18 protein-coding genes are annotated in these 23218 nt (G+C 65.0%); 15 read left to right on the top strand and 3 right to left on the bottom strand.

Annotated elements, in window-relative coordinates; all coding sequences use genetic code 11:
* The first annotated feature begins 98 nt into the window (after positions 1-98).
* Positions 99-701 (top strand): TetR/AcrR family transcriptional regulator, encoded by a 603-nt coding sequence (locus ACRVY7_RS04680; protein ID WP_431816155.1) that lies wholly within the window; start codon positions 99-101, stop codon positions 699-701.
* Entirely contained in the window at positions 698-1891 is a 1194-nt protein-coding gene (locus ACRVY7_RS04685; RefSeq protein WP_431816156.1) for an oxidoreductase, read from the top strand. Before ACRVY7_RS04680 ends, ACRVY7_RS04685 begins: the two co-directional genes overlap by 4 nt.
* 155 nt (positions 1892-2046) lie before the next feature.
* Here the strand turns inward: ACRVY7_RS04685 and ACRVY7_RS04690 are convergent, their stop codons facing one another.
* A complete protein-coding gene (locus ACRVY7_RS04690; protein ID WP_431816157.1) occupies positions 2047-4590 on the bottom strand; it encodes an excinuclease ABC subunit UvrA in 2544 nt (847 codons plus the stop codon).
* Between the two features lie 165 nt (positions 4591-4755).
* On the opposite strand from ACRVY7_RS04690, the gene ACRVY7_RS04695 reads away from it, so the two are divergent.
* Complete coding sequence (locus ACRVY7_RS04695) at positions 4756-6813, top strand: prolyl oligopeptidase family serine peptidase (RefSeq protein WP_431816158.1); 2058 nt, start codon at positions 4756-4758, stop codon at positions 6811-6813.
* 39 nt (positions 6814-6852) lie between these two features.
* Here ACRVY7_RS04695 and ACRVY7_RS04700 read toward each other — a convergent pair whose 3' ends face one another.
* A complete protein-coding gene (locus ACRVY7_RS04700) occupies positions 6853-7866 on the bottom strand; it encodes an AraC family transcriptional regulator (protein WP_431816159.1) in 1014 nt (337 codons plus the stop codon).
* Positions 7867-8123: 257 nt separating this feature from the next.
* Here ACRVY7_RS04700 and ACRVY7_RS04705 point away from each other — a divergent pair, with 257 nt between their 5' ends.
* From ACRVY7_RS04705 to ACRVY7_RS04755, 11 genes are all read left to right on the top strand, one after another.
* Positions 8124-8948 carry an SDR family oxidoreductase gene (locus tag ACRVY7_RS04705; protein WP_431816160.1) on the top strand — a complete coding sequence of 275 codons (825 nt, stop codon included), beginning with the start codon at positions 8124-8126 and terminating at the stop codon, positions 8946-8948.
* A gap of 80 nt (positions 8949-9028) precedes the next feature.
* Positions 9029-10255, top strand: a complete 1227-nt coding sequence (locus ACRVY7_RS04710; RefSeq protein ID WP_431816161.1) for a styrene monooxygenase/indole monooxygenase family protein — start codon at positions 9029-9031, stop codon at positions 10253-10255.
* Entirely contained in the window at positions 10252-12051 is a 1800-nt protein-coding gene (locus tag ACRVY7_RS04715; RefSeq protein ID WP_431816162.1) for a flavin reductase, read from the top strand. The genes ACRVY7_RS04710 and ACRVY7_RS04715 overlap by 4 nt, the downstream gene beginning before the upstream one ends.
* A 214-nt stretch (positions 12052-12265) precedes the next feature.
* Complete coding sequence (locus ACRVY7_RS04720; protein WP_431816163.1) at positions 12266-13591, top strand: phenylacetate--CoA ligase family protein; 1326 nt, start codon at positions 12266-12268, stop codon at positions 13589-13591.
* Between the two features lie 49 nt (positions 13592-13640).
* On the top strand, positions 13641-13880 hold the full coding sequence (locus ACRVY7_RS04725; RefSeq protein WP_431816164.1) for a hypothetical protein: 240 nt from the start codon (positions 13641-13643) through the stop codon (positions 13878-13880).
* A gap of 11 nt (positions 13881-13891) precedes the next feature.
* The gene (locus ACRVY7_RS04730) at positions 13892-16177 is read left to right on the top strand and encodes an oxidoreductase (protein ID WP_431816165.1); all 2286 of its coding nucleotides are present in this window, start codon (positions 13892-13894) and stop codon (positions 16175-16177) included.
* Positions 16174-16620 carry a PaaI family thioesterase gene (locus tag ACRVY7_RS04735; protein WP_431816166.1) on the top strand — a complete coding sequence of 149 codons (447 nt, stop codon included), beginning with the start codon at positions 16174-16176 and terminating at the stop codon, positions 16618-16620. Before ACRVY7_RS04730 ends, ACRVY7_RS04735 begins: the two co-directional genes overlap by 4 nt.
* Before the next feature lie 90 nt (positions 16621-16710).
* Complete coding sequence (locus ACRVY7_RS04740) at positions 16711-17520, top strand: cyclase family protein (RefSeq protein ID WP_431816167.1); 810 nt, start codon at positions 16711-16713, stop codon at positions 17518-17520.
* Entirely contained in the window at positions 17517-19124 is a 1608-nt protein-coding gene (locus ACRVY7_RS04745; protein ID WP_431816168.1) for a phytoene desaturase family protein, read from the top strand. The genes ACRVY7_RS04740 and ACRVY7_RS04745 overlap by 4 nt, the downstream gene beginning before the upstream one ends.
* Before the next feature lie 95 nt (positions 19125-19219).
* Positions 19220-20854, top strand: a complete 1635-nt coding sequence (locus ACRVY7_RS04750) for a thiamine pyrophosphate-binding protein (protein WP_431816397.1) — start codon at positions 19220-19222, stop codon at positions 20852-20854.
* 65 nt (positions 20855-20919) lie between these two features.
* Positions 20920-21759, top strand: coding sequence for a PaaX family transcriptional regulator (locus ACRVY7_RS04755; RefSeq protein ID WP_431816169.1), 840 nt, complete (start codon positions 20920-20922; stop codon positions 21757-21759).
* 17 nt (positions 21760-21776) lie between these two features.
* Here the strand turns inward: ACRVY7_RS04755 and ACRVY7_RS04760 are convergent, their stop codons facing one another.
* Positions 21777-22175, bottom strand: a complete 399-nt coding sequence (locus tag ACRVY7_RS04760; protein ID WP_431816170.1) for a RidA family protein — start codon at positions 22173-22175, stop codon at positions 21777-21779.
* A 115-nt stretch (positions 22176-22290) separates the two neighbouring features.
* On the opposite strand from ACRVY7_RS04760, the gene ACRVY7_RS04765 reads away from it, so the two are divergent.
* A complete protein-coding gene (locus tag ACRVY7_RS04765) occupies positions 22291-23217 on the top strand; it encodes a fumarylacetoacetate hydrolase family protein (RefSeq protein WP_431816171.1) in 927 nt (308 codons plus the stop codon).
* The last annotated feature ends 1 nt before the right edge of the window (position 23218 follow it).

The following is a 23218-nucleotide window of genomic DNA, read 5'->3' on the forward strand; positions in this document are numbered from 1 at the left end:
AGGGCGAGCCTGCGCGCAGAACGTCCCCCTTACTGACCCGAATCGACCGTTCCGGCAAATCGGCCACCGCGTCGTTCAATCATTGATTGAATCGCTGAATGAGCGTGTCTACGTCACCCACCCGCGAGCAATTGCTGCGGACAGCCGAGCGCCTTTTCCTCACCGACGGCTACGACGCCGTCTCGGTGCGCGCCATCTGCGCGGGCGCGGGAGCCAATCCGGCGGCCGTGCACTACCACTTCGGATCGAAGGACCAGCTCGCGACGGCACTGCTCGAGGCGCGCCTCACGCCGCTCTGGGCGGATCAGCTCATGTCGATCGACACCTCGCGAGCCTCGGTGGCAGCACTGGTCGACATCGTGATCTCGCCGTTTGTCGAGATTCAACACGATCCCGCCGGCCACCTGCATCTGCAGCTGCTCGCGCGGTTCGTCCACGCGAATCCGGAGGCGCCCTGGCACGGTGCGTGGTTCGACCTCGACCGGTGGGCCGACGTGCTGGTCGCGATGGTCGGTGCCCTCGGCCACGACCAGGCTCGACGACGCTGGGCACTCGCCTTCGAGCTGATCCTGTCGCGCTTCTCCGCCGAGCGTCCGCTGTCCGACGACGCCGTAACGTCCCTGACCGAGTTCGTCGTGGCCGGGCTCGGTCAGCCGTGTACACCGGCAACCGTCACCAACCCGGCCGCGGTCAGCTCGTGAACGGCTCGTCGTCGACCCCCGACCCCTTCGAGCCGGCACGCCTTGGCCCGCTGACGCTGCGCAACCGACTCATCAAATGTGCGACGTTCGAGGGCGCGACGCCCGACGCGCTTGTCACCGACGATCTCGTCGAGTTCCACCGCGAGGTCGCTGCGGGCGGCGTCGCCATGAGCACGGTTGCGTACTGCGCGGTCAGCCCCGAGGGGCGGACCGATCGACATCAGATCTGGATGCGTCCCGAGGCGCAACCTGGCTTGCGTCGACTCACCGACGCCATCCACGCCGAAGGCGCGCTTGCCGCTGCACAGCTCGGCCACGCGGGGCCGGTCGCGAACTCGGCGTCGAATCGCGCGAAAGCGCTTGGTCCGTCGCGCATTCCGGCGCCGATGGGGATGTCGGTGACACGAAAGATCTCGGCTGACCGCATCGCCGAACTCCGCACATCGTTCCGGAGGGCGGCGCGCATCGCGGTCGACTCGGGATTCGACGGACTCGAAATCCATTGCGGCCACAACTATCTCATCAGTTGTTTCCTTTCGCCGCTGCTCAACCATCGACACGACGGATACGGCGGCTCACTGGTCAACCGTGCGCGGCTCGCGCGCGAGGTGGTCGAGTCGGTGCGTGACGAGGTCGGCGACTCGGCCGCGGTCTGGGTGAAACTGAACATGTACGACGGTGTGGGCGGCGTCGGGAGGTGGCGCGGATTCGACGTCGACGAGGCATGCGAGGTCGCGCGACTTCTGGAATCGGACGGCCACCTCGACGCGATCGAACCGACGGCAGGCAGCTCACTGCTGAACCCGATGTACCTCTTCCACGGCGACGCACCGCGCGAGGCTTTCGCAGACGCCTTCCACGGCGCGATGCGGTGGGGACTGAAGGCCGCGGGTCCCTTCTTCCTGAACCACTACGACTATCACCCCGGCTACCTGATGCCGCTCGCTCGCAGGCTGCGTGAGAGCGTCGACCTGCCGATTATTTTGCTCGGCGGTATCACCGACCGCGAGACGATGGACGCCGCGCTGGACGAGGGCTTCGACTTTCTCGCGATGGGCCGCGCCCTGCTGCGCGAGCCCGACCTACCGCTGCGGATCGCCGACGACCCCGCCGTGCGCTCGCTGTGCACGCACTGCAACCTGTGCATGCCGACGATCTACTCGCGCACGCGGTGCCCGCTGCGCGAGTAGCCGCACCCGCCGCTGTTATCCGCTGGTCGAGCTTGTCGAGACCACCGCCGGCCGAGCCCACCCACCGCCGGCCGAGCGTCACCCGCTGGTCGAGCTTGTCGAGACCACCGCCGGCCGAGCGCCCCACCGCTGGTCGAGCTTGTCGAGACCACCCCTCAGCCCCGCAGGTGCTCGGCGAGGTAGCGGCCGGTGATCGACGCGGAGCTACTCGCCACCTCGCCCGGTGTGCCGACCGCGACGATCCGACCGCCCGCCTCGCCGCCCCCTGGCCCCATGTCGATGACGTAGTCGGCGTTGGCGATCACGTCGAGGTCATGCTCGATGACGATGACCGTCGCGCCGCGTCCGGTCAGTCGGGTCAGCACCTGCAGCAGCGTGCGCACGTCTAGCGGATGCAGCCCGACGCTCGGCTCGTCGAGGACGAACACCGTGTCGGACTGGTCGCGGTGCAACTGGTTCACCAGTTTCAGACGCTGTGCTTCGCCGCCGGACAGCGCCGGGGTTGATTCGCCGAGCGTCAGATAGCCGAGTCCCAGTTCGTCAAGAGCCCTGAGCCGCTTGGTCACTCGCGCCAGTCCCGATACTGCGTCGGCGGCGTCGCGGATCGTGTAGCCGAGCAGCTCCGGAAGCGACACTCCGTCGCGGGTGAACTCCCTCGCGCGCGGCGCGAACCGGCTCCCCTTGCACTCGGGGCACACGATGTCGATGTCGGGCAGGAACTGTACGTCGAGTGAGACCTCGCCGGTGCCTTCACATCTCGGGCACGAGAGCGATCCGGTGTTGTAGGAGAAGTCCGAAGCGGTCAACCCCGCAGCACGTGCGGTATCGGTGTCGGCGTAGGCCCGACGCAGATCATCCATCACACCGGAATAGGTTGCGACAGTTGACCGTACGTTGATTCCGATCGGCGTCGCGTCGACCACCTGGGGATGAAATCTCTTGCCCGAGGGCAGCTCCGGCACACCGAGTTCGACGACGTGGCGCGGGAGCCGCCCTGCAGGCTCTGTCGACAACGCCGCCAGCGCGGGCACGAACGACTCGAGCACCATCGTGGTCTTGCCCGAACCCGACACCCCGGTGACGGCAACGAGCCGACCACGCGGGATGTCGACGGTCAGCGGTTCGACGGTGTGGATCGCCGACGTCTCGAGATGGAATGTCCCGAGCGCGAACACCTCGTCGCGCGGACTCTGCGCACGAACCACCACTTCCTCTGCGCCGGTGAGAAATCCGGCCAGGCGCGAATCCGGGTCGTCGGAAACCGCTGGCACCGTCCCCTGTGCGATGACCCTGCCGCCGTCACTTCCCGATCCGGGTCCGATCTCGACGAGCCATTCCGCCTGACGCAGAATCTGCACGTCGTGGTCGACGAAGACCACCGAATTACCATCGGCGAGAAGGTCGTTCATCACACCGAGCAGACCCTCGATGTTCGCGGGATGCAGACCGATCGACGGCTCGTCGAGCACGTAGAGCACACCGGTGGTCCGATTGCGCACGGCCCGCGCGAGTTGTACCCGTTGCCGCTCGCCCGTCGACAGCGTGGCGCCCGCGCGGTCGAGGGTGAGATAGCCGAGTCCCAACTCGACGAGTCGCCGCGCCATACCGAACAGCGTGTCGACGAGTCCCTGTGCCATTTCCCGCATCTCGGGCGGCAGTGTTGCCGGAACCCCTGGCGCCCAGGCGAGTACATCGTCGAGCGAGAGCGCGGTGATATCCGCCAGATTGTCGTCGCCGATCCTTGGTGCCCGCGCAGCGTCGCTCAGTCGTGTGCCGTCACATGCGGGACACGTTCCGACAGTGAGGAAACGGCTCACCCGAGCCAGCCGCTTCTCGTTGTCGGCACGCTTGAGCTCCTCGGTGACCGTGAGCCGGGCATTGCGGAAGGTGAAGTCGAGATCGTGCACGCCCTTCTTCGACGTGACGGTGATGTGCTTCTTCTCCTCCGGTCCGTCGAGCACGATCTCGCGTTCGTCGTCGGTGAGGTCACGCCAGGGCACGTCGGTGCGCACGCCGAACTCGCGGGCGATGGCAGGCTGCACGTTGAACCCGAACATGTTCCACGGCACCACCGCGCCCTCGTCGAGGGTCTTGTCGGGGTCGGGGACGAGCGCGTCGTCGTCGACGGTCCGTACGACGCCGGTCCCCCCGCACGTCGGGCACGCGCCACGCGAGTTGAAGGCGAGATCTTCGGCGCCGGGCGCGTCGACCTGCGCGCCGCAGACCGGGCAAAAGAACGGCCGTTCGGCTGCGACGTCGATCGTCGGGGGCACGTAGTGGCCGTTGGGACATCTGTGCGACGCCAGGCGCGAGAACATCAGCCGCAGCACGTTGAGCAACTCGCTCGACGTACCGAACGTCGAGCGCACGCCCGGTGGCGCGGGTCGCTGTCGCAGCGCGAGCGCTGCCGGTACGTGCTCGACGGAGTCGACGTTCGCGCGCGCCGCCTGCGCCATGCGGCGTCGGGTGTAGGTGGACAGCGCCTCGATGTAGCGCCGCGACCCCTCCGCGTACAGCACCCCGAGAGCCAGCGACGACTTGCCCGATCCGGACACCCCCGCGATTCCCACCAGCGCGCGCAGCGGAATATCGACGTCGAGGTCGGCCAGGTTGTTCACCCGCGCCCCACGCACGGAGATCCGATCGGGCTCTGCACTGCGACGCGCAGGGGCGGACACGTGCTCGACGGAACGGCTCACCCTCTCGAGCCTATCGACGCCTGCATGCCCCGACGCCGGAACGCAACGACACCGCCGACCAGCAGCGCGCCGACCCGAATACGCGGGCGCGCTATTTTGGCCAGTAGGTCCGTGTGAGCGGACGATCGACCACGCCAGACGTCCCCGACGAGAGGTTGCGCACCGATGACATCCGAGAGCACCGACCCGTACCTGTGGCTCGAGGAGGTCACCTCCGACTCCGCGCTCGACTGGGTGCGTGAGCACAATGCTCCGACCGTCGACCGGCTGACCGCGTCGAAGCGGTTCGCCGAGATCGAGGAACAGACTCTCGAAGCCCTCGACACCGACGACCGCATTCCCTATGTTCGACGCCGCGGCGACTACCTCTACAACTTCTGGCGCGACGCCTCCAATACGCGCGGCCTGTGGCGCCGCACGACCCTCGACTCGTACGTCACCGACGATCCCGAGTGGGACGTATTGATCGACGTCGACGAACTCGCCAAGTCCGAGGACGAGAACTGGGTGTGGAAGGGCGCGACGGCGCTGCGCCCCGACTATCGGCGCGTGCTGATCTCGCTGTCGCGCGGAGGAGCCGACGCCGCGGTGGTTCGCGAATTCGACCTCACCACACGCACCTGGGTCACCGACGGATTCACGCTCCCCGAGAACAAGTCGACGGTGAGTTGGATCGACGAGGACAACGTCTACGTCGGCACCGACTTCGGTACCGCACCCGACGGCCACAGCTCGCTGACCGAATCGGGATACCCGCGCATCGCGAAACGCTGGACTCGCGGCACCCCTCTCGATGACGCCGTCACCGTCTTCACCGGCGAACCGTCGGACATCTCGATTCGAGCCGTCTACGACGACACCCCCGGCTTCGAACGTCATTTTGTTTCTCGCGCAACGGATTTCTTCAACTCTCTGCTCTTCGAGAACCGTGACGGCGAGCTCGTCCTCATCGACGTCCCCACCGACGCGTACGCGGGCGTACGACGCGACTGGCTGTTGGTCATGACGCGCTCGGAATGGTCGCCGACGGGCCCCGACGGTCCGACGTACGCACCCGGCACACTCCTCACGTTCGACTATCAGGCCTACCTCGACGGCAACCGCGACGCCACAGTGCTCTTCGAGCCGGATGGCCACACCAGCCTCGTCGACTTCACGTTCACCAAGAACTACCTGATCATCACGACGCTGCACGATGTACACACGTCGATCACGGTGCTGACCGTTGGCGACTGGTCGTCCGTCGAGATAGCCGGATTACCGGGCCTGGCAACGATTTCCGTGCTCGACACCGACCCCGATCACAGCGACGAAGTCTTCTGGTCGGCCACGTCGTTCACCGAACCGCCCAGCCTGCTGCACGGCACGATCGGCTCCGACGACGCCACCGTGATCAAGCACAGCCCCGAGTTCTTCGACGCATCGGCAGTGACCACCGAGCAGTACTTCGCGACGTCCGACGACGGCACGCTCATCCCCTACTTCGTCGTTCGACGTACCGACGTCACGAGCGGACCGACGCTGCTCTACGGGTACGGCGGCTTCGAAAATGCTCTCACCCCAGGCTATTTGACGGTTGCCGGGAGGGCATGGATCGAACGCGGCGGCATCTACGTGATCGCCAACATCCGCGGCGGCGGCGAGTACGGCCCCGCATGGCACACCGTGGCACAGAAGGCGGGGCGCCATCTGGTCTACGAGGACTTCTCCAGCGTCGCGAAGGATCTGGTCATTCGACGCTTCACGACCCCGGAACAGCTTGGTGCACAAGGTGGTTCGAATGGCGGACTGCTGATGGGCGTCATGCTCACCCGCTACCCCGAGCTGTTCGGTGCGCTCGTCTGCCAGGTGCCGCTGATCGACATGTACCGCTACCACCTTCTGCTCGCGGGAGCGTCGTGGGTTGCCGAGTACGGCAATCCGGAAGACCCCGAGGAGTGGGCGTTCATGCAGCCGTTCTCGCCTTATCAGAACATCCGACGCGACGTCGACTACCCGCCGATCCTTGTGACGACCTCGACTCGCGACGACCGCGTCCACCCGGGTCACGCGCGCAAACTCGTTGCGCGGCTTGAAGAGAACGGACACACCGTCGACTACTACGAGAACATCGAGGGCGGCCACGGCGGCGCCGCCGACAACAAGCAGGCGGCATACAAGTCGGCGTTGGCCTACGAGTTTCTCTGGGAGACGTTGGGTGAGGCCAAGCCACCGGTGTCCTGATACCCGTCGGGGCCGTACGGAGCTTCTGCGTAGCCAGGGTCACCAGCGCCTCAACGTCGAGGCGGGTGTCTCACCGAACTCACTGCGATATGCGGCGGCGAAGCGCCCCAAATGTGTGAAGCCCCATCGCAGCGCGACGTCGGACACCGTTGTCTCCGTGGCATCTGCAGCCCGGAGTTCGGCGTGAACGCGCGCCAGGCGGAGGGACCGGAGATGCTCGGAGGGCGTGGTCCCGAAGTGCGTGCGGAATCCCAACTGCAACGAGCGCACGCTCAGTCCGACCTCGCCGGCGATATCGGGGATGCTCACCGGCGCGGACATCCGCGCCTCCAACAGATCCGCAGCGCGGCGCACAGGGCGTGGGACCACCACGTCGGTACGTTGCTCGTGCAAGCGGTCGGAGTAGTTGTTGTGGTGACTGAGTAGTAACTGGTTCATGACCGCGTCGCCGAGTTCACCGACGGCGAGGTGTCCCTGATCCGCGCCGATGAGATCGACGTTGTCGACGAGTGTCCGAACGAGCCGAACCCACGCGCGTTCGGCATCGCCGTCGAGTCGCATGGCCGAGTCGAATCGGACCGATTCGCGCGGAATATAGCCGAGGCGTCGACGTAGCCGGTCGTGCAGAGCGTCGCTGTCGATGTGCACGAGAAGCTGCCGGTTGCCCGTTCGCCAGCGCATCGATACCTGCTGTGTCGGTTGGAGTATCGACGCGACACCCGGCCCCGATTCCACCTCCCACCCACCACCGTGGATGCTTGCGTACCCCGCGAGTGGGATCTGTACGAGATAAAAGTCGTCGAGTTCTCTGGGATCGATCCGTACGGTACTTCCGTAATCGAGGTAGTAGAGCCCGACGCTGCCCAATTGCACGCCATTGAACTGAGCCGCGAACCCGTCGGAGGCATCGATCGGCGAGAGCTGATGCCGACAGAAGGCCTCGGCCACAGTTGATCTCGCGTTATCGACGTCCGCAGACGACGCCAGCTCGAATCGACGTAGCGGGACCCAGGACATTTCAGCCGCAGGCGCGGCGTCCGTGGTGATTGTCATGGCACTTCTCCCTGCTCGTAGCGCAAGGCTACTGCGATTTTCTGACTGGCGTCACGGAATCGTGTTAACTCTGCGTTCCACCTGAGATTCATCGCCGTCAACTTGTCGCGGCCGTGCGCGAAGCGGATAACACCTGCGCACGGCGCATAGACGCCCGGCCAACGCATTCCTAGCTTGGTGGTCACCGCAGCGCCGGACACCCCACGTGGCCCGCGCCGTCTGCCCGCCATCGCTCGTCCAAGGAATCGGAGAATCCCGTGACATCAGCCCCACTGCCTACCGACGCCGATCGCACGGCACACCCGCTGTCCAACCGCATAGCCATCGTGTCCGGGGGTGCCACCGACCTCGGCTGGGGAGTGACACACAGCCTGCGCGCCGCCGGGGCTACGGTCGTCGTCGCGGATATCGACGTCGATCGCGGCAAGCAGCTCGCCGATACCGACCCGGGTATCGATTTCGTCGAAACCGATCTCACCGAGGACGATTCGCTTGCAGAGTTGGTCGCGACCACCGTCGGGAAATTCGGCGGGATCGACATTCTGGTCAACCTGGCGTGCAGCTACGTCGACGACGGCATGGCGACCACACGCGCCGATTGGCTACGCGCACTTGATGTCAACCTGGTCAGTGCCGCTCTGCTGTCAGAAGCCGTGCGCCCACATATGAGCAAGCGCGGCGGCGGCGCCATCGTCAACTTCGGGTCGATCTCCTCCACAGTCGCGCAAACCGGACGCTGGGTGTACCCCGCCAGCAAGGCTGCCGTCGTACAACTGACCCGCTCGATGGCGATGGACTATGCCGCCGACGGCATTCGCGTGAACTCGGTGAGTCCCGGTTGGACCTGGTCGAAGATCATGCGCGAGATGTCCGGAAACGACCGCGCGAAGACCGACGCGGTCGCTGCACCTTTTCACCTGACTCGCAGAGTGGGCAATCCATCTGAAATCGGCGACGTCATAAGCTTTCTCGCCTCCGACGCCGCATCGGTCGTCACCGGTGCCGACTGGGCCGCCGACGGTGGGTACTCGGCCATCGGTCCCGAGCGCTCGGAACCGGCCATCCCTCTGCTCGCCGAATAGTCTTCGCGCCAACCCATCTGGCGAAACCACCCGATCTCACCACAACCATCCGCACCACAATCATCACGAAGGAAGACACCATGTCGACAATCACCATCATCGGCGCCGGACAGTCCGGCCTGCAGCTCGGAATCGGGCTGCTGGACAACGGATACGACGTCACCATCGTCTCCGATCGCACTCCGGATCAGATCGCGGCCGGACGAGTCAGTTCCAGCCAATGTATGTTCGGCTCCGCACTGGCTCGCGAAGCAGCACTGGGGTTGGACTTCTGGAGCAAAGAGTGTCCACCGGTCGAAGGTGTCGGCTTCGCTGTGCCCGGCCCGGACGGCACACCGGCCTTCAGTTGGTCTTCACGACTCGACCTGCCCGCCCAGTCGGTCGACCAGCGCGTCAAGATGCCGAAGTTCATGGACGAGTTCACCCGTCGCGGAGGCACGCTCGTCCTCGATTCCGCCGACCTGGACGACCTCGAAAAGTACTCCTCTACAAGCGATCTTGTGATTGTGGCCGCGGGCAAGGGTGAGATCGCGAAGCTGTTCTCCCGCGACGACATCCGCTCCGTCCACACCGCACCCGCGCGCGCCCTTGCCCTGACGTACGTCACCGGCATGACGCCGCGCACCCCGTACTCGTCGGTCGCGTTCAATCTGATACCCGGTGTCGGCGAGTATTTCGTCTTCCCGGCGCTGACGACCAGCGGACCCTGCGAAATCATGGTGATGGAGGGGATTCCGGGTGGCCCGATGGACTGTTGGTCCGATATCACCAGTCCCGACGAGCATCTCGCGCGCGCCAAGTGGGTTGTCGACACGTTCACTCCGTGGGAGTCCGAGCGCTCAGCGGGCATCGAGCTGACCGATCCCAACGGCACTCTCGCCGGCCGATTCACGCCTGCTGTCCGGCACCCGGTCGCCACCTTGCCCTCGGGTGCCCCGGTGCTGGGAATGGCAGACGTCGTGGTGCTCAACGATCCGATCACCGGACAGGGAAGCAACAACGCCAGCAAGTGCGCGGCGTCGTATCTCGCGAGCATCCTCGAGCACGGCGACGCGCCATTCGACGCGACCTTCATGCAGGACACCTTCGAACGTTATTGGGACTACGCCAAATACGTGGTCGACTGGACCAACGCGCTGCTTTCACCTCCCCCTGAGCACGTCCTGGCGCTCCTCGGTGGAGCCGCGGCCGACAATCGGATAACTCGCCGATTCGTCAACGGATTCGACGACCCGCGAGACTTCTTCAACTGGTTCATGGATCCCGCACTGGCAGCCTCGGAGTACCTCACTCCGGTCGCGTCATGAGTCGACGTATCGCCATCGTCGGCGCAGGGCAGTCCGGCGCGCTGCTGGCACTTGCGCTACGCCGCGACGGATACGACGTCACGCTGGCCACCGATCGCACCGCCGCAGAAATCCGCACCGGTCCGGTGTTGTCGAGTCAGTGCATGTTCTCCTCGGCCCTGGCCGTCGAATCAGACCTCGGCCTCGATCACTGGTCGGGCGAGATCCCCACCATCGAGCGCATGGCAATCACTGTCAGCGAGGACGCGATCGACAGGGGCACAGGCGATGACAGGGGCACAGGCGATTCCGCCAACTGCATTGATCCAGCGAATTCGACGACGTCATTCGTGGGTCGCCTCGATTCCCCCGCCGCATCGGTGGATCAGCGACTCAAGTGCGCGCGCTGGATCGATGACTTCGTTGCCCTCGACGGCCGGATTCGGCTGGGCGAGGTCGGTACCGTTGACCTCCAAGAGCTGACCGCCACACATGATCTGACGATCGTGGCCAGCGGAAAGGGCGCGCTGTCGGAGGTCTTTGAGATCGACCGATCGCGCACGATTCACGATGCGCCACAGCGCATATCCACGATGGCCTATGTGACCGGCATGTCCTCCGATCCGAGCGCCGAGCTGACGATGACGTCGGTGGCGGGCGTCGGCGAGTGCCTCACGATGCCGGCGCTGTCCACCAGCGGAACCTGCCAGATCATCTTGATCGAAGCGGTTCCCGGCGGACCGCTCGACCCGCGAGGTGCGCTGAACTCCCCAGAGCTCGATTCCCCTGGGCAGCGTCTCGAGTACATCCGCGCCGCCTTGACAGGGCATTTTCCCGACATCGCCCGCCGCGCAGGCGATATCGCACTCACCGACATGAACGCGACGCTGCACGGTGCGGTGGTCCCTCGGGTGCGTCACCCTGTGGCCACCTTGTGCAACGGGCGGCATGTTCTCGGCATGGCCGACGTTGTGGTCCTCAATGATCCGGTGACCGGGCAGGGCAGCAACAATGCCGTGCACTCGGCACATGTCTACCACCAGGCAATCACCTCACATGGCGATCGCCCCTTCGACTCCGCCTGGATGCGAAGAACTTTCGAAAAGTATTGGCGAGGCTGGGGGCAGTGGTCGGTCTCCTGGACCAACAGCATGCTCGCCGGTATCCCCGACCATGTGGAGACGGTATTCGCCGAAGCGACACAGTGGCCGACCGTCGCCGATGCCGTGGTCCGCGGATTCGACGACCCCCGCACCGTCTCGGACTGGTGGTTCGCCCCCGCACAAGCGCAGCGTCTACTCGACACCGCCCGCCGCGAGGCCAAGTCCGTGCACAATCGTCGCGAACTCCGGCGCGCGCTCGGGCACTACGCCACGGGAGTCACCGTCATCACCGCCAGATCGCCGGACGGTCGAAAGATCGGGCTCACCGCCAACTCATTCACGTCGGTGTCGCTCGACCCACCCCTTGTCTCCTTCTGTCCTGCCAGAAACGCACCGAGTCTGGTGGATCTCAGTGCGGCCGGCAGGTTCGCGGTCAACATCCTCGCTGCAGACCAGCACGACCTGTCCCGTCAGTTCGCGACACCCGCAGAAGACAAGTTCGCGGGGGTGGAACACACCGAGGGCATCGACGGCACACCGCTACTCGATCGCGTGGTCGCGCAGTTCCAGTGCCGAACCGTGCAGCGCGTGGACGCAGGAGACCACGTGATCTTCCTCGGAGAGGTCGAGGAGTTCAGCGCACCCGGCGGAGAACCTCTGGTGTTCCACTCAGGCAGCTACCGACTCGTCGCAACACATCCCGACCACGCCTGACCATGGAGTATCGCCGATTCGATTACGACGTGCCTCGGGCGCCTCATACCACCGACGGGATGCGTTACGGGCCGGTAAAAGCTCGTATATCGCTATTGCGACGGCAGTCAATTTGACGCAATATCAAATAAGTCGATCCGTCATCGTTGCCGGCGTCCACCCATCCACCTTCTGTCCCCAGTCTGATCAGCACACCTGACGGGAATGAGCCACAGTGAACGACCAACCCTTCTGGAATCCGAAGACTGAGCAGCTCGACCGCTCCGAGCTCGACTCCTTGCAACTGACCAAGCTGCGTCGCCTTACCGAATGGGCCGCAGCACGCAGCCCCTTCTATCAACGCAGTTTTGCCGCAGCGGGTTTCGCGCCCGAGCAGCTGAAGACCAGAGCCGACATCAATCGAATCCCGTTCCTCACACGTGAGGACTGGATGCACAGCCAAGAACAGTGTCCGCCCTACGGAGAACTGCCGGTCACCGATCACACGCGTGCGATCCGCATGCACACCACCAGCGGGACCAGCGGCAAGACCCCGCTCCGCGCGCTCGACAGCCGCAAGGATTGGGCGTGGTCAGCCGAAATGTGGTGCTACGCCCTGTGGGGTGCGGGCATACGTCCTCACGACATCGGTTATGTCGCTTTCGGTTACGGCACCTTCATCGGCTTCTGGGGCCTGCACAACGGGCTGGAGAAACTGGGCGCGCTCACCGTCCCCGGAGGCGCACAGAACACCACCCAGCGCATTCGACAGATCATCGACTTCGACTGCACTGTTGTGGCCTCGACGCCGACCTACGCACTCCGGCTGGCACAGGAAGCCCAGGCCCTGGGAATCGACCTGCCCGCCAGCAAGGTGCACACCGTGATCCTGTCCGGGGAGCCCGCAGGTTCGATTCCCGAGACCAAGGCGTTGATCGAAAGCCAATGGGGAGCCAAGTGTTTCGACACAGCGGGTATGACCGAGGTGTCGACGATCTTCATGTTCGAGCCCATCGATCAGCCCGGTGGCTGTCACATCATCGAGGACCACTTCATCGAGCAGGTCATCGATCCAGAGACCGGCGAGGAGGTCGGCTACGGAGAGCGCGGCGAACGCGTGTGTACCTCGTTCGGCCGCAGCACAATTCCGCTGATCCGTTATCGCAGTGCAGATCTGGTGGTCAAGGTGCCCCATACACGTGCAGGCACCGGCCGCACATGGGATATCTACGAGGGAGGAATCCTCGGCAGAGTCGACGACATGAAGCTGGTGCGCGGCACCAATGTGTATCCACGTGCGGTGGAGAGCATCGTGCGCGGCTACACCGAGATCGACGAGTTCCAGATCCGGATCGAACGCCGCGACATCCGCGACGAGATCACCCTTGCCGCAGAGCCGTTCGCCGCTGTCACCGACGATGCGTGGAACAGCGTGGCCACACAATTGAGCTGCGAACTCGCCGACGCCCACGAAGGGCTGCGCTTTCACATCGAACGCGCCAACACAGGTAGCCTGCCGCGCTTCGAACTCAAGGCCAAACGTCTCGTCGACAACCGCTGAGTCGCCAACTCATCGCCTACCACCTCGCCTGTTGAGAAAGGCAAAATCCATGTCCCCCAATGTCACCGCGATCACCGGCGAATCGACATCCCTCGATTTGCTCGGTACGCCGCTCGATCTCGCCGAAGACACACTTCTCAACGTCTACGCGAAGCTCAAACACCTCGTCTCCGACGACTCATTGGCACCCTGCGTGGCGTCCAACGCGCGGGTCGCGCTGAGTGCAATCGGTGTGGCACTCACCGATCTCGCCGTCGAGTTCGAACCCCTCACCGACCTGAGCTGCTGAACGGAGCCGAAATGAAGTACTCCATCATCGGCGGCGGCCCGGGCGGGCTGCTCTCGGCCATCCTGCTGAAACTCGACGACCCCTCGCATGAGGTCACCGTCTACGAACGCAACGCACCTGACAGCACATTCGGCTTCGGTGTGGTGTTCTCCGACGACACGCTGGCCAACCTCGAGGCGGCCGACGCGGTATTGCTCGACCGGATGCGCACGTACTACCGGTATTGGTCACCCATCGACGTCGACTATCGCGGCTATCACGAACGCTCCGACGGACATTCGTTTGCGGCGATGGCCCGCAAGCAACTGCTGCTGCTGCTCGCCGAGCGCGCGGCCGAGCTGAAGGTCGACCTGCGGTTCTCCACCACCGCACCCCCACTCGATGAGTTGCGTTCGACGAGCGACGTCGTAATCGCCTCCGACGGAGTGAACTCGACCACGCGCACCGCGCTCGCCGAGTCGCTGGATCCGAGTCTCGATCGACGTCCGTCGAAGTACGCGTGGTTTGCCACCACCGCACCCGTCGACTGCTTCCGTTTTGTCTTTCGTGACACCCCACATGGTCTGTTCTGGGCCCACATCTACCCGTTCGACGAGCACACCTCGACGTTCATCGTCGAGTGTTCTCCGCAGACATGGCGTAACGCGGGACTCGACGTGTACGCCGAGCAGCCACGCCGTCCCGGCGAGACCGACGAGGCGTCGCTGAAGTTCTGCGAGGAGGTGTTTGCCGACTATCTGAACGGACATCTGCTGCTGGGCAACAACTCCGGCTGGTTGAACTTCACCGTGGTGCGTAACGAGTCCTGGCACGACGGCAACACCGTCTTGATCGGCGACGCAGCCCACACCGCCCATTTCTCGATCGGCTCCGGCACCAAGATGGCGATGGAGGACGCCATCGCGCTGACCACCGCCCTGCGTGGGGTCACCGAACCCGACCACGTCACCGATGCGTTCGACACCTACGAGCGCGAACGTATGCCCGTCGCCGCGTCGTTGCAGCGGTCAGCACAGACGTCGATGGAGTGGTTCGAGGACATCGATCGCTACCGCTCGATCCCGGCCGAGCAGTTCGTGTTCCAGCTACTCACCCGCAGCCAACGCGTCACCTACGACAACCTCAAGATGCGCGATCCGAAGTTCGTTGGGCGCCTTGACGAGTGGTTCGCTCAGTCCGACAATCGCGCAGGCGTCGGGGTACCGGCGTCGACGCCACCGATGTTCTATCCGTTCACCATTCGTGGACTGACCCTACCCAACCGGGTTGTGGTCTCCCCGATGGCGCAGTACAGCGCCATCGACGGCGTCCCGAACAACTGGCACCTCGTGCACTTGGGATCACGTGCGGTCGGCGGCGCGGGCCTGGTCATCACCGAGATGACCGCACCCACACCCGATGGTCGGATCACGCCGGGATGTCCTGGCCTCTGGAACGAGTCGCAACGCGACGCGTGGGCAGGGATCGTCGACTTTGTACACCAGTCATCAGACGCGAAAATCGCTCTGCAGCTTGGTCATTCCGGACCCAAGGGTGCGACCAAGGTGATGTGGGAGGGCATCGACGACCCGCTGGAGGAGGATGCGTGGGAGATCATCGCCCCCTCACCGCAACCGTATCGCAGCGACAGTCAGGTGCCTCGGGAGATGAGCGTCGACGATACTCTCGCCATGGTCGACGCCTACCGGGAGTCTGCACGGTTGGCGGTATCCGCAGGCTTCGACATGATCGAATTGCACTATGCCCATGGCTATCTGCTCTCGGCGTTCTTGTCTCCGCTGACCAACACGCGCACCGATGAATACGGCGGTTCCATCGCCAACCGCGCACGCTTCGGTGCACTGATACTCGACGCCGTCCGAGAGGTGTTCGACGGCCCGATCAGCGTGCGTATCAGCGCAACCGACTGGGTCGACGGTGGCATCACCGACGACGATGTGATGACCATGTCGACGATCTTCGCCGAGCACGGCGCCGATCTGATCGACGTATCCACGGGCCAGACCTCGGTCGACGCCAAGCCCGCCTACGGTCGTCTCTATCAGACGCCGTTCTCCGACCGCATCCGCAACGTGCTGGGCATTCCAACGATCACCGTCGGTGCTGTCGCGTCTGTCGACGATGTCAACACCATCGTGCTGTCGGGTCGAGCGGACCTGTGCGCCATCGCCCGACCGCACCTGGTCGATCCCTATTGGACGCTGAATGCCGCACTGGACCAGGGCTATCGAGCGGGTCCCATACCCACGCAGTATCGGTCCGGCCGCAGCGCCCGTCGACGAGAGCAGACACCGTGACCACGGAGCAGGCGGATGGCGACATCGTCCTCGACGCCCTGGGCTACCGACAGGGGGCACTCGACCGCACCCTGGGCATCCGCGTCGTCGAACTTTCGGCTGAGCATTCTCGGGCGGTGATGCCCGCTGCGGGCAACACCCAGGTCAGCGGACGGGTACACGGCGGCGCGTACGCGGCGCTCGCCGAGACCATCGCCTCCCTGTCGGCGGCGGTACACGCGGGCCCGGGACGTATCGCGCTGGGCACCGAGCTCGCCGCCAGTCATGTGGGCGGCACCGACGCGGGCGAGGTCCATGCCGACTGCCGGGCACTCTCGCTCGGGAGACGCCTCACCGTGCACCAGGTGGAGCTGCGCGCAGACAACGGCTCACTGTTGTCGGCCGTTCGCGTCACCAACTACCTCACGAGCGATCGGCAACCTGCCGCGGCCACCCCCGAATAGACTCGCTCCCACCATCCACCCCATGCCATCCAAAGACCACGGCGTCCATCCACCACCGCGCCTCATCACTGACCGACGAAAGGTTCTGCCATGACCGAGTCACTCACCACCGGGTCGGCAACGCTCGCATCATTTCTTGCCACACTCACCGACGGCTCGGTGACGGTACTCGACCTCACAACTCCGCTGAGCAGCGAGACGCCCGCCCTGGTGCTTCCCGACCCGTTCGTGAATCTGATCGACTTCAGTCTGGAAGAGGTCAGCGCCTACAACGAACCCGGCCCCTTCTGGCGGCACAACAACATTCACACCGGTGAGCACATTGGCACCCACCTCGACGCCCCGATCCACTGGATCAGCGGTCGCGACGGCCACGACGTGTCGCAGATCCCCGTCGAGCGACTGATCGGACCCGCCGCGGTGATCGACCTGACCGACAAGGTCGCCACCGACCCCGACTACCTGCTCAGCGTCGCCGACGTCGAGGATTGGGAGGCTGCGAACGGGACCCTGCCCGCGGGCGCCTGGCTGCTGCTGCGCACCGGCTGGGAGACACGCGGCGGCTCGCAAGCCGAGTTCCTCAACGTCGACGACACCGGTTCGCACACACCGGGGGTCTCCGTCGAATGCGCCGAGTGGCTGGCCACCCAGCGGCCCATCACCGGACTCGGCGTGGAGACGGTCGGTGTCGACGCCGGAATGGCCGGCGGTTTCGAACCCGCCTTCCCCGTGCACTATCACTTCCTCGGCAACGACAAGTACGGCGTCACGTCGCTGCGCAACCTCGGCCGGCTTCCCGCCACCGGTGCGGTCATCGTCGTTGCGCCGCTGCCGATCGTCGGCGGCACCGGAAGTCCGGCTCGGGTGCTGGCCCTGGTCGAGAACGCGCCGTCGGCATGAGTTCGATCAGCGATGTGGTGGTGATCGGCTCGGGCATCAACGGGCTGGTCGTGACGGCCGAACTCGCACTCGCCGGGCGCTCGGTGACGCTGATCGAGGCCAACCCGGAGATCGGCGGTTTCATCGAGTCCGGTGAACGAACCGCACCGGGATTCATCCACGACACCTTCTCGTCGTGGCATCCGTTGTTCGTATCAGGCGCCGCCTACGGGGCGCTCGGCGACGAGCTACACGCGCGCGGACTGGTCTACGACAACACCGACGGCCCGGTGACCGCAGGCGCAGGGCCCGACGGGCGCGTCGCTGTCGCCCACCGCGACATCGACGCCACGCTGGCTGGTTTCGAGCATCCCGAGGACAAGGACGCCTACCTCGGCATGCTCGGAGATCTCGAAGCCAGAGCAGGCACCATCTTCGGTGCACTCGGCACCGAACTCGACCCATCGTCGATGGCCAGACTGGCAGTGCGCACCCTCGGCAGTCAGCGCGCCGCCGGTACCGAGGCCCTGGTACGCGACGGATTGTCCAGCGGCCGCAGCTATCTCGATTCTCGTTTCGACGGTTGGGAAACCGACCGACTCTGGTCTCCGTGGTTGCTGCACGCCGGCCTGGGTCCGGACTCGGCGACCGGCGGCGTGATGCTTCCGGTGATGGCGGGCACCATGCACCAATTCGGGTTGCCGGTGGTACGTGGCGGCGCGAAGAAATTCATCGACGCCTTCACCGCGTTGTTCGACGATCACGGCGTGGCGGTGGTGCGCGGCACCCCTGTCACCGAGATCGTGATGCGCGACGGCGTCGCGGCGGGAGTCCGCACCGCAGACGACGAGTGGCTCGCTCGGGATGCTGTGGTCGCAGGGGTCACGCCGCAGGCGCTCTACAACGAGCTACTGCCCCGAGACATGGTGCCGCCAAAGGTATTCGAACAGGCGAGGGGCTACCGGTACGGGCGAGCGGCCATGCAGATCCACCTCGCTCTGGATCGGCCGGTGGCATGGTCAGACGAACGGTTGCGCGATGTGCCGCTGATTCATGTCACCGAGGGCGCGTCGACGATCGGGATCGCGTGTGCCCAAGCGCAGGCAGGTGTGCTGCCGGACCAACCGACGATCGTCGTCGGAGCGCAGTCACTGCTCGATCCATCGCGCGCCCCGGACGGGGCTGCCACCCTCTGGATTCAGTTGCAGGAGCTGCCATTTGCACCGGTCGCCGATGCGGCGGGCGAGATCTCGACCACCGGCACCTGGACATCGGCGGTCGCCGAAGCGTACGCCGACCGCGTCCTCGAACGCATCGCCGCTCTCGCACCCGACCTGACGTCGACCATCGTGGCTCGCAACATCATCTCGCCGACAGATCTCGCAGGCCACAACGTGAATGCTGTCAACGGTGATCCCTACTGCGGCAGTGCCGAACTCGACCAGAATCTTCGCTGGCGACCGATCACCTCGCAGGGACGCCACCGCACCGGAATCGACCACCTCTGGCATATCGGGGCATCCACCCATCCAGGCCCTGGGCTCGGCGGCGGGTCGGGACATCTCGTCGCCCAACAGTTGCTGGCCCCGCGCTCACGCAACCCGATCGCAAGGTTCTTCTCGTGACATCACTATCCCAGACCACCATCACCCCATCCGATGACTCCGGCCACCAACCCCAATCTGGCTGTCGCACTTACGGTCCGACGGTCGCCGAGGTAGTGGGCAGCGTCCTCGCCGACCTCGGCGTCGGACACGTCTTCGGTGTGGTCGGCAGCGGCAATTTCGACATGACCAACGCCCTGCGCGCGGGCGGCGTCGGGTATACCGCTGCCCGCCACGAGGGTGGTGCGGCGACCATGGCCGACGCCTACACCCGCATGTCCGGCAACGTCGGTGTGGTCTCGCTGCACCAGGGGTGCGGACTGACCAACGCGATGACCGGGATCGGCGAGGCCGCGAAGAGTCGCACACCGATGCTGGTGCTCACCGCGGATGCCCCCGCGTCGGATCTGCATTCGAATTTTCGGATCGATCAGGACGCACTCGTCACCAGCGTAGGAGCCGTCAGCATGCGCGTGCACGGCCCGCGAACCGTGGTCGCCGACGTGATACGAGCCGTCCGGACCGCGGTCACACAACGTCGGACGGTGGTCCTCAATGTTGCGATCGACGTAGCCGCCACGCCCGCGACCGTTGTCGGCCCGGTCACTGCGGACATCACAGCTCAGCGGGTACGTCCGAGCCGGGAAGGTCTGGCGGAGTTGGTATCTCTCATCAACGCCGCGCAGCGTCCCGTGTTCGTCGCCGGACGCGGCGCGCGAGATGCCGGGCCTCAGATCGCGGCGCTCGCAGAGCAGACCGGTGCACTCGTCGCGACGTCGGCGGTGGCCAACGGCCTGTTCACGGATAATCCCTTCTCACTGGGCATCTCCGGCGGATTCTCCTCTCCGACAACAGCAGAGCTACTGACCGAGGCGGACCTCATCGTCGGATGGGGTTGTGCACTCAATAACTGGACGATGCGGCACGGTGCGCTGATCGGCCCGGAGACCGTCGTCGCTCAGGTCGATGTCGACGTCGACGCCATCGGTGCGCACCGGCCGGTCCGACTCGGCCTGGTCGGAGACTGCGCACTCACCGCGGCCGACGCTCTGACCGAACTCGAAATCAACGGCGCGCCAGCATCTGTCGGCTACCGCACACCGGAGATCGCGGCGCGCATCGCCGCATCGTCGCGCTGGCGGGATGTGCCCGTCGACGACATCTCCACTCCTGAACGGGTTGATCCCCGACTGCTGAGCATCGCGCTCGACGACATCCTGCCCGCCGAGCGCATCGTCTCGATCGACTCCGGAAACTTCATGGGCTACCCGTCCACCCATCTGAGGGTGCCCGACGAGTTCGGTTTCTGTTTCACCCAGGCCTTCCAGTCCATCGGACTGGGGCTGTACACCGCGATCGGGGCCGCTACCGCGCAACCCGATCGACTCCCCGTTCTCGGCACCGGCGACGGCGGTTTCCTGATGGCCATCGCCGAGCTGGAAACAGCTGTGCGCCTGAACATTCCGCTCGTTGTGATCGTGTACAACGATTCCGCGTATGGCGCCGAGGTCCATCACTTCGGAGATGCCGACATGTCCACGGTGACATTTCCCGACGTCGACATCGCGGCGATCGCGCGAGGATACGGCGCGACAGGAGTCACCGTACGTTCGATTGCAGACCTGGATCCGGTCCGTGCGTGGATCACCGCGGTCGGGTCAGGCACCCAGACGGGCCCGTTGGTCATCGACGCCAAGATCGCCTCCGACGGTGGCGCGTGGTGGCTGAAAGAGGCGTTCGCCAATCACTGACTCCGGCGGCATGCGGCGCATCGACAGACGCGCCGCATGCCGCCGGCGTGTCGTATGGTGTCAATATGACGACCGTCGCCACACCACACGGAGCCGACCTCACAGCTCCGGCGCCGCGCCACCTGATCGTGACTCTGTTCGCGATGTATGCCCGACCCGAGAACAACTGGCTCTCGGTGGCTTCCGTCGTCCGGCTGATGGAAGATCTCGGCGTCGACGGACCATCGGTCCGTTCGTCGATCTCACGACTCAAGCGCAAGAACATTCTGACCAGCGTCCGCCATGATGGTCAGGCTGGATACTCACTGTCGCAGCCAGTCCTCGACACCATCAACGACGGCGACGACCGCATTTTCGGTCGTCGGCGCGCGACCCTCGACGACGGATGGGTGATCGCGGTCTTCTCGATACCCGAGTCCGAGCGAGACAAACGGCACGCACTGCGCACAGCGCTGACCCGACTCGGATTCGGGATAGCTGCGCCCGGGGTGTGGATCGCCCCGGCCGTCATCCTCGACGAGGTTCGGAAAATGTTGCAGCGCAACGAGATGGAACCCTACGTAAGTCTATTCGATCACTGCGTACTCACCGACGACGCCGCGGCAAAGGTCGCGTCCTGGTGGAACCTCGAGGAGTTGGCGAACCAGTACACCGCCTTTCTCGATCACTATGCCCTACTGGCGCAAGACATCTCGGGCGAGATCGGCACCCGTCGCGCTTTTGTCGAATACGTCCCGATGCTGACCACCTGGCGTCGACTGCCCTACCTCGACCCCGGTCTGCCACTGGAAGTGCTTCCCGAAGGATGGCCGGGAGTCGACGCCGCCCAACTCTTCAGCGAGATCGACGCATCACTGCAGCCCAGAGCACGTGAACACGTGCAGTCGATCGTGCACATCTCCTAGCTCAACGGCGCACCGAATCAGCTTGCAGCAGCAGCGATCCCCTGAATCTCGATCATCGCCTCCTGCTGCCACAACGACGTGACGCCGATGCCCGCCATCGCGGGATAGTCGGTCACTCCGGTCATCTCACGCCAGATGCGTCCAATCTCTTTCCCGTGGGTCTGATAGTCGGGGATGTCGGTGAGGTAGATGGTGACCGAGAGCAGCCCGGCCGGATCACCACCGGCGGCGTGCAACGCAGCGAGCACGTTGCCGAACGCCTGGCGAAACTGCTCGACGATACCTCCGTCGACAATCCTCCCCTCTGCGGTCAACGCCGTTTGGCCCGCGAGAAAGATCAGATCGCCGTGGCGGGTGGCATGCGAGAAGCCGGAGGGCTTCAGCAACTCAGGCGGATTCACGAACGAGACGGTCATGCCTACTTCTCCTCAATTGGTGCGCGACATCGATACGTCGTATATCGTAGTTGTCACTGGCGTCAATTGCACGCTATATGCGTTGCCTGTTCCACAAGGACCCGAGGAGACCGGTGTGACCCGAACGAGCGCGGACGGCGATGTGGAAAGCGGCAGGCGCGGACCACATCCGACGGTCCTGGCGACCCTGCGTGTCTCGGAGAGCACACGCTGCGCCGTACGCACCGGTGACACCTATACGCTGCTGTCTGCTCCAGATGTGGGAGCGCTTCTGGCCGAACCCGATTGGCGCGCACAGCTGGCCGACGAGGCTCTATCAGAACCTGCCGCCCAATCCATTCCTGTCGCCGAGGCCGACTACGCGCCGCTGGTCACGAACCCCGGAAAGATCCTCTGCTGCGGTCACAACTACGCGGGCCATATCGCCGAAATGGGTAGGCCGACACCGGAGCATCCGACGCTGTTCGCAAAGTTCGCGGACACACTGACCGGCGCACGTGACGACGTCGTCTTCGACGCCGCGGTTGCCGAGGGACTCGATTGGGAGGCGGAGCTCGCGGTGGTCGTCGGTGCGACGATCCGCAACGCCGACGCCGCGACCGCGCGTACCGCAATCGCCGGTTACACGGTCGCCAATGACATTTCGGTCCGACCGTGGCAGCGTCACACCGGACAGTGGTTGCCGGGCAAAGCATTTGATGCCACCACTCCCCTCGGTCCGGTACTGGTGGGAGCCGATGCCTTCGACCCCGCCGACGGCCATGACATCCGCTGCACGGTCAACGGCGGTGTCGAGCAGGAGTCCGACGTCGCCGATCTCGTGTTCGATGCGGCGGCCCTCCTCTCCTACATCTCGACCTTCACCACCCTGCGACCGGGCGACGTGGTTCTGACCGGCACACCCGCAGGCGTAGGTGCGGCATGCTCGCCGCCACGCTCGCTGAGCCACGGTGACGTCGTGGTCACCGAGATCGAGGGATTGGGACGGTGCGAGAACCGCATCGTCGTCAACTCGACTGTCCTCAACTCGACCGCCAACTGAG

The sequence above is a fragment of the Gordonia jacobaea genome, from assembly GCF_965344965.1.
Classification (GTDB): domain Bacteria; phylum Actinomycetota; class Actinomycetes; order Mycobacteriales; family Mycobacteriaceae; genus Gordonia; species Gordonia jacobaea.

What these genes read in the sequence shown, in the direction of transcription:
- ACRVY7_RS04680 (WP_431816155.1), top strand. Translation starts at nt 99, where the DNA reads ATGAGCGTGTCTACGTCACCCACCCGCGAGCAATTGCTGCGGACAGCC.
- ACRVY7_RS04695 (WP_431816158.1), top strand. Translation starts at nt 4,756, where the DNA reads ATGACATCCGAGAGCACCGACCCGTACCTGTGGCTCGAGGAGGTCACC.
- ACRVY7_RS04700 (WP_431816159.1), bottom strand. Translation starts at nt 7,866, where the DNA reads ATGACAATCACCACGGACGCCGCGCCTGCGGCTGAAATGTCCTGGGTC.
- ACRVY7_RS04710 (WP_431816161.1), top strand. Translation starts at nt 9,029, where the DNA reads ATGTCGACAATCACCATCATCGGCGCCGGACAGTCCGGCCTGCAGCTC.
- ACRVY7_RS04715 (WP_431816162.1), top strand. Translation starts at nt 10,252, where the DNA reads ATGAGTCGACGTATCGCCATCGTCGGCGCAGGGCAGTCCGGCGCGCTG.
- ACRVY7_RS04725 (WP_431816164.1), top strand. Translation starts at nt 13,641, where the DNA reads ATGTCCCCCAATGTCACCGCGATCACCGGCGAATCGACATCCCTCGAT.
- ACRVY7_RS04730 (WP_431816165.1), top strand. Translation starts at nt 13,892, where the DNA reads ATGAAGTACTCCATCATCGGCGGCGGCCCGGGCGGGCTGCTCTCGGCC.
- ACRVY7_RS04740 (WP_431816167.1), top strand. Translation starts at nt 16,711, where the DNA reads ATGACCGAGTCACTCACCACCGGGTCGGCAACGCTCGCATCATTTCTT.
- ACRVY7_RS04745 (WP_431816168.1), top strand. Translation starts at nt 17,517, where the DNA reads ATGAGTTCGATCAGCGATGTGGTGGTGATCGGCTCGGGCATCAACGGG.
- ACRVY7_RS04755 (WP_431816169.1), top strand. Translation starts at nt 20,920, where the DNA reads ATGACGACCGTCGCCACACCACACGGAGCCGACCTCACAGCTCCGGCG.
- ACRVY7_RS04760 (WP_431816170.1), bottom strand. Translation starts at nt 22,175, where the DNA reads ATGACCGTCTCGTTCGTGAATCCGCCTGAGTTGCTGAAGCCCTCCGGC.